At 71.2% G+C, this 6,486-nt stretch carries 6 protein-coding genes and 1 pseudogene; 2 read left to right on the forward strand and 5 right to left on the reverse strand.

Features of this window, described 5'->3' with window-relative positions; genetic code table 11:
• Nucleotides 1-9: 9 nt before the first annotated feature.
• Both QH283_RS21985 and msrA read left to right on the forward strand, forming a co-directional pair.
• A pseudogene (locus QH283_RS21985) lies at nt 10-948 on the forward strand (helix-turn-helix transcriptional regulator); the annotation flags it as partial.
• A gap of 156 nt (nt 949-1,104) precedes the next feature.
• Nucleotides 1,105-1,575 carry a peptide-methionine (S)-S-oxide reductase MsrA gene (gene msrA, locus QH283_RS21990; protein ID WP_414689609.1) on the forward strand — a complete coding sequence of 157 codons (471 nt, stop codon included), beginning with the start codon at nt 1,105-1,107 and terminating at the stop codon, nt 1,573-1,575.
• Nucleotides 1,576-1,615: 40 nt separating this feature from the next.
• Here msrA and QH283_RS21995 read toward each other — a convergent pair whose 3' ends face one another.
• Genes QH283_RS21995 through QH283_RS22015 form a run of 5 tightly spaced genes read right to left on the reverse strand, consistent with a single transcriptional unit; the run spans nt 1,616 to nt 6,260 of the window.
• Nucleotides 1,616-3,910 (reverse strand): SpoIIE family protein phosphatase, encoded by a 2,295-nt coding sequence (locus QH283_RS21995; RefSeq protein WP_280504860.1) that lies wholly within the window; start codon nt 3,908-3,910, stop codon nt 1,616-1,618.
• The gene (locus QH283_RS22000) at nt 3,907-4,557 is read right to left on the reverse strand and encodes a SpoIIE family protein phosphatase (protein ID WP_280504861.1); all 651 of its coding nucleotides are present in this window, start codon (nt 4,555-4,557) and stop codon (nt 3,907-3,909) included. The genes QH283_RS21995 and QH283_RS22000 overlap by 4 nt, the downstream gene beginning before the upstream one ends.
• Nucleotides 4,550-4,975, reverse strand: coding sequence for an anti-sigma regulatory factor (locus QH283_RS22005; protein WP_280504862.1), 426 nt, complete (start codon nt 4,973-4,975; stop codon nt 4,550-4,552). Before QH283_RS22005 ends, QH283_RS22000 begins: the two co-directional genes overlap by 8 nt.
• On the reverse strand, nt 4,953-5,342 hold the full coding sequence (locus QH283_RS22010) for an STAS domain-containing protein (RefSeq protein ID WP_040796867.1): 390 nt from the start codon (nt 5,340-5,342) through the stop codon (nt 4,953-4,955). Before QH283_RS22010 ends, QH283_RS22005 begins: the two co-directional genes overlap by 23 nt.
• Nucleotides 5,343-5,354: 12 nt before the next feature.
• Complete coding sequence (locus tag QH283_RS22015; protein WP_280504863.1) at nt 5,355-6,260, reverse strand: STAS domain-containing protein; 906 nt, start codon at nt 6,258-6,260, stop codon at nt 5,355-5,357.
• Between the last annotated feature and the right edge of the window lie 226 nt (nt 6,261-6,486).

Consider the following 6,486-nt stretch of genomic DNA (forward strand, 5'->3'; position numbering starts at 1 on the left):
ATGTCGAATATGGCCGCTACCAGCACCAGGACCCTGCGACTGCTGTCGCTCCTGCAGACCCACAAGTACTGGCCGGGCGACGAACTCGCCGACCGGCTCGGTGTATCCGCCCGCACGCTGCGCCGCGACGTGGAGCGCCTGCGCGATCTCGGCTATCCGGTCGAGGCGCAGCGCGGCGTCGACGGCGGATATCAGCTCGCCCCCGGCGCGGCGCTGCCGCCGCTGATGATCGACGACGACGAGGCGGTCGCCCTCGTGGTCGGCATGCAGGCGGCCGTGCACGGCGGCGTCGACGGCATCGGCGAGTCCGCGGTGCGGGTGCTGGCCAAGGTGATCCACGTGCTGCCGCCGCGATTACGCAAGCGCGTGGACGCCCTGCGCGCCATGACCGTCCCGGCGGCATGGGGTCCGGCGGGGCAGCAGCCGCTCGACCCCGTGGTGCTCACCACGCTGGCGCTGGCCTGCCGCGACAGCGAGCGGCTGCGTTTCGGTTACACCGCCGCCGACGGCAGGACCAGCGAGCGGCACACCGAGCCGCACCGGCTGGTCGCGCTCGGGCGGCGCTGGTACCTGGTGGCCTACGACCTCGACCGGCACGACTGGCGCAGCTTCCGCGTGGACCGGCTGACGGATCCGCGCACCGACGGGGCCCGCTTCCGGCCGCGCGAGCTGCCCGCCGCCGACGCCGCGGAATTCGTCCGCGCCGGCGTCGAGCAGGCGCCGCGCCCGTACGCGATCGAGGTGGTGGTGCGCGCGCCCGAGGACCAGGTGCGCGAACGCATCGGCCGCTGGAGCGTCGTGGAGGCGATCGACGCGCACAGCTGCCGGGTGCGCATGTCCGCCGACTCGCTGGAGTGGCCCATCATGGGCCTGGGCATGCTCGACGCCGACTTCACCGTCGTGCGGCCCGAGATCCTGCGGGAGCGGTTGCGCACCCTGGCCGAGCGGTACACCCGCGCCGGAGACGGTGGTGGAACTATCCGGCCGCCCCGCGGGTTGTACCGGGTGCGCGATCAGCCGATCGCGTCGAACGCACGTAAGGCGCGAGGAGGAAATGTGACCGGCACGCGAAGGGCGATCCTGGCCGGCGGCTGTTTCTGGGGCATGCAGGATCTGATCCGCAAGCAGCCCGGTGTGGTGTCGACCCGCGTCGGCTACACCGGCGGCCGAAACGACCATCCGACCTACCGCGACCACCCAGGCCACGCCGAGGCGGTCGAGATCGAATACGACCCCGAGCGCACCGACTACCGGGCGCTGCTCGAGTTCTTCTTCCAGATCCACGACCCGACCACCAAGGACCGGCAGGGCAACGACATCGGCACCAGCTACCGTTCGGCCATCTTCTACCTCGACGACGAGCAGCGGGCGATAGCCCAGGAGACCATCGCCGACGTGGAGGCCTCCGGGCTGTGGCCGGGACCGGTCGTCACCGAGGTGACCCCGGCGAGCGAGTTCTGGGAGGCCGAGCCCGAGCACCAGGACTACCTGCTGCGCTACCCCGACGGCTACACCTGCCACTACCCGCGTCCCGGCTGGAAGCTGCCGAGGCGCCAGGACACCGCGAACGCCTGAGCCTGCGCGCGACCCGGGGCCGGGGCGCGGCCCACTCGGATCAGCCGATTCTGAGTTCCGTGCCGCGCAGCGGATTGGCCACCGGCGACTTCACCGTCGCGGGCAGGTTCACCACCATCCGCACCCGGGTGCCGCGCTCGGAGTGGTCGATCTCGAGTTCGTCGGTCAGCGCCCGCATCATGTCGATGCCGCGGCCACGGTTGCCGGGATCGGCCGCCCTCGGCCGCCACACGCCCGTGTCGACGACCTCGATGACCAGCTTCTCCGCGCCCGTCGGCACACCGGGCGGGCGCTCGATGAAGGCGCTCAACCGGACCAGGGGCGACTCGCCGCCGTCTCGGTAGGCGTGCTCGACGCTGTTGGTCGAGGCCTCGTTGGCGGCGGCGATCAGGTCGGTGGCCAGCTCGTGCGGCACGGCCGCCGCCGCGAGCCAGCTGCGCAGGGTGCGGCGCAGACCCGACAACAGCGCGGCCTCGGCGGGCAGGTCCACGTGCAGCGGCGCCGGCGGCTGGCGATAGACCACCATCGCCACGTCGTCGTCGTAGCCCGCCGCCGGGCTCAGCTCGCGCAGCACCGCGTCGGCCACCTCGCGCGGCAGCTTCTCCGCCGCGCCGGTCAGCACCTCGCAGATGCGGTCGAAACTGTCGTCGATGTCCACGCCACGCCGCTCGACCAGACCATCGGTGAACATGACCAGGGTCGAGCCGGGCGGCAGCGCGGTGGTCGCCTCCGGCCTGCGTGGCAACTCGAAGGTGGCCAGCGGCACCGCGCGCCCGCCGTCCAGCCGCCTGCCGGGCTTGCCCGCCTCGGCCAGGATCGGCGGCATGTGCCCGGCATTGCTGTAGCGCACCACCCCGCGCACCGGATCGAGCACCGCCGCGCACGCCGTGGTGCACATGGCGCCGGGAATCCGCTCGGCCACCGCGTCCAGTTCGGCCAGTAGCTGGGCCGGTCCCGCCCCGCGCAGCAGCAGGGCGCGGCCCGCGGTGCGCAGCTGGCCCATCACCACCGCGGCGGACAGACCGCGGCCGACGCAGTCGCCGACGATCACGCCGATCGTGCCGTCATGCAAGGGCACCACGTCGTACCAGTCGCCGCCGATCTCGAGCGGGGGCAGCGCGGGCTCGTAGTGCACCGAGAACCGCGGCGGCAGCTCCAGCGGGCCGAGCATCGCGCGCTGCAGGGTCAGCGAGGTCGCGCGCGCCTGGTCGAAATTGCGTGCCCGCTGCACCGCCACGCTCAGATGCCCGATCAGTAGCGAGAACAGCGTCCAGTCGGCGCTGTTGACCGCGCGCGGGGTGGCGAAACGCAGGAACATGGCCGCGTCGCCGGTCTCCCCGAGCGGGGCGACGATGCCCTCGGAACTCTCGGAACTGTCGGCGCCCTCCGGCACCGCCGACAGGCTGCGCGGCGGCCGGGTGCGGGCGCGCTCGAGCAGCCGCCGCGTGCCTGCGTCGCCGGAGTCGGCCGCGCGCGCCTTGCCGGAGATGTAGACCTCGGGCTCGGCGTTGCGGGTCGGCCACACCATGACCACCGCGGACTCCGCGTCGACGGTGTGGCGCAACTCGTCCAGACCGACCGAGAGCACCTCCATCACGCTGGTGGCCGCGCCGACCGCGGTGACCAGCCTGGTGGCGGCCTGGTCGCGCTCGTGGGCGGCGTACTCGGCGGTCACGTCGCGCACCGTGCCCACATAGATCAGCTCGTCGTTCTCCGGCTTCACCAGGGCGCTGGTGCTCACCGCCAGATACAGCTTGCGGCCGTCGCGATGGCGGATCGGCAGCACGAAGCGCGGCACCTCGGTGGTCAGGCTCGGATAGCGCCCGCCCTCGGGCAGCGACCACGGATGCGGCACCGGATAGGGCACGCCCGCGGCGCCGTACCCGGTCAGGGCCCCGAAGGCGGCGTTGACCTCGATCACGGTGCCGTCGGCGGTGGCGACGAAGAAGCCGTCCTGCAGCGATTCCACCAGCGCGGTGCGGAAGGCGTCGCGGCCGGCGAGATCGTCGGCGCGGGAACGCTGTTGCTCGTAGCGGCGGGTGCCGTCCAGATAGCCGCGGGTGGCGATGTCCAGCGCGGCCAGCGTCTGGAGCAGGAATTCCAGTGCGGACTCGGCGATCCTGGCGTCCGGCGCGCCCGCCTCGGCGGCCCCCCGCTCGGCCTCGGTGGCCAGCCGGAAGTGGTGCTCGGTGAGGTCGAGCAGGCTGACGCTCTCCACCAGCGCGCGCCTGCCCAGCTCGTAGCCCTCGGCGAGGGTGTCGGTGGTGGGCGAGTCCAGGTGCCGCCGAAGCGCTTCGGCGTAATCGTCCAGGAAGGCCTGCAGCGTGCCGCTCATCGGACCCTGCCGCCGAGCCCGCTCGACTCGGCGCTGGTACGGCGGCTGCGCGCGGCGAGCACGAGCGCGTCGTCGCTCTCCCTTGTGTGTTCGGCGATGACGCCCGCGGTGATCTCCGTCGTCGGCTTGGACAGGTCGATCGCCTCGCAGACCGAGGCCAGCACTCCGTCGGTGCACATCAGCAGCAGATCGCCCGCGCGCACCGGGACGGTCTGCGGCTTGAGCGTCTGCGGCAGCCGGTACCCCACGATGCCGCCGGTCAGCAGGGCGGTGGCGCGCACGGTCACCCCGGCCGGACCGGCGGACAGCAGCCTGGCCTCGACATTGCCGACCCCGAGCCAGTGGATCGCGTCCTCGGCGAACAGCGCCAGCGAGACCGCGGCGCCCCTGGTGTCGGTCATCACGCGATGGCACAGCACCATCAGCAGATCCAGCGGCTCGCCGCGATTCTCGGCGAGCACCTTGGCCGCGCGTTCGGTGGCCTCGGCGGCGCCGCTGCCGTGCCCGAGGCCGTCGAGCGCGGCGAGCAGCACGGCGCCGTCGCCCGCGTCCAGCACCACGCCCCGATCACCGGACTGCTCCTGCCCCGGCATCGCGCGGCCCGCGATCGACCACTCGACAGGTCCGATGAGACCGTCCTCACGCACCGTTGGGCACCCACTTCCACATCTCCACCAAGGTCCCGCGGCCGGGCGCCGAGTCGATCGTCAGCCGATCCATGAGCCTGCGCGCGCCGGGTAATCCGAGACCGAGGCCGCGGCCGGTCGAGTAGCCGTCCTCGAGCGCGCGGGAGATGTCCCTGATGCCGGGCCCCTGGTCCTCGGCCTGGACCACCAGCGCCTTACGGCCCTCGCGCTCCTCGACGAGCAGCCTGACCTCGCCGACTCCGGCGTAACTGGTGATGTTGCGGGCGATTTCGGAGATGGCTGTCGAGATCATGGTGCGGTCGGTGAGGGAGAAGCCGAGCTCGGCCGCCAACTCCCGTCCGGCCTGTCGTGCGGTCACGATGTCCTCCGACACCTTGACCACGATCACCACGGTCTCAGCGGCCACTGTCACGACCATCTCGCTGGCGCCGTCTGGAGGACTTGCTCTCCAGCCAGGCGAGGCCTTCCTCGAGGTCGAGCGCGGTGTGCATGTCCTCGAAGGTCAGGCCGAGTTGCACCATCGCGAAGGCGACCTCGGGTTGTAAGCCGACGATCACCGTCTCCGCGCCGCGCAGCTGCGTCATGTGCGCGATCGTGCGCAGCGAGCGCGCGGCGAAGGAGTCCATCACATCGATGGCGGTGACGTCGACGATGATGCCGTGCGCCCGGTACTTGCTGACCTGCTTCATCAGGTCGTCCTGCAGGCGCTCGGTATCGGCGTCGGTCAGGGCGGACTGGACCGACGCGATCAGGTACGTGCCCTGCTTGAGAATGGGTACCGGCATAGGTGTGGCCCGTTAGCGCCCGTCTCGCTCGATGGAGCGGTCGGTCACGCGGGTCACCTCGTAGCCGAGCAGTCGCTCGGCCTCCTCGATGCCGCCCTGCAGGTCGCCGACGGCGTTCATCTTCGACAGGTCGAGGCCGATGGTGACCAGGGTCAGCGCGATCTCCGAGGACAGGCCGGTGATGATCACGCTGGCGCCCATCAGACCCGAGGCGTCGACGGTCTGCACCAGGTGGTTGGCCACGGTGGAGTCGATGGTGGGCACACCGGTGATGTCGATGACGACCACTTTGGCGCGGTTGGCACGGATGGCGCGCAGCAGCTGCTCGGTGAGCTGGCGGGCGCGCTGGCTGTCGAGCACGCCGATGATGGGCAGGATGAGCAGCTGCTCGCGGACCTGCAGCACCGGGGTGGACAGCTCGCGGATGGCCTCCTGCTGCTGGCGGATGACGCGCTCGCGCTCCTGCACGATCGAGATGGCCACGGTGCTGGCGATGCGGTTGGCGGCGGGCTCGTAGGCGTCGAGCGCGTGATTGAGCAGCTTGAAGTTCGACTGGTACTTCTCGAACAGCGAGCGGGCGAGCACGTCGCGCAGCAACAGCACGATGCCGAGCACCTCGTCGGTCTCGACGCCACGCGGGATGATGCGCTCGGACAGGTCGCGGGCGTAGGCCTGCAGCGCCTCGACGCTACCGGTCTCGAGCACCTCGACGTAGTTGTCGTAGATGGAGGTGGCCTCGGAGAAGATCTCCTCCGGGGTCATGGCGGTGAGCAGCTGGGCGTCGGTGATGCGCCTGGCCCATTCCTCGCGCAGTGCGGTGCGGTTCTGTCGCAGATGTTCGACGAGCTGGGGCAGCAGGTTGTCGACCGGGCCCTCGGGAAGAGCTTCCGCCGAAAGGCTCATGGACACCTCGGACATGGATACTCCAGCCCCTTTCGACGACGAACGACATCGGAATTCACGCGTACACGGACGCAGCCGAGCACGAGCCTAGTCATACCCCATCCTGATCTGCGCCGAAACCTGAGGTTTGATCCGGCCCGAAAGGTTCCCCGTCCCGGCATCGGCCCACCTGGGGGCGGGTGCGGCTCACGGCTCGGGCGCGAAGCCGCGTTCCAGGGCGAGCAGGGCGCGGTCGAGGTAG

Origin of the sequence: Nocardia farcinica, assembly GCF_029867845.1 — a bacterium.
GTDB classification, from domain to species: domain Bacteria; phylum Actinomycetota; class Actinomycetes; order Mycobacteriales; family Mycobacteriaceae; genus Nocardia; species Nocardia farcinica_A.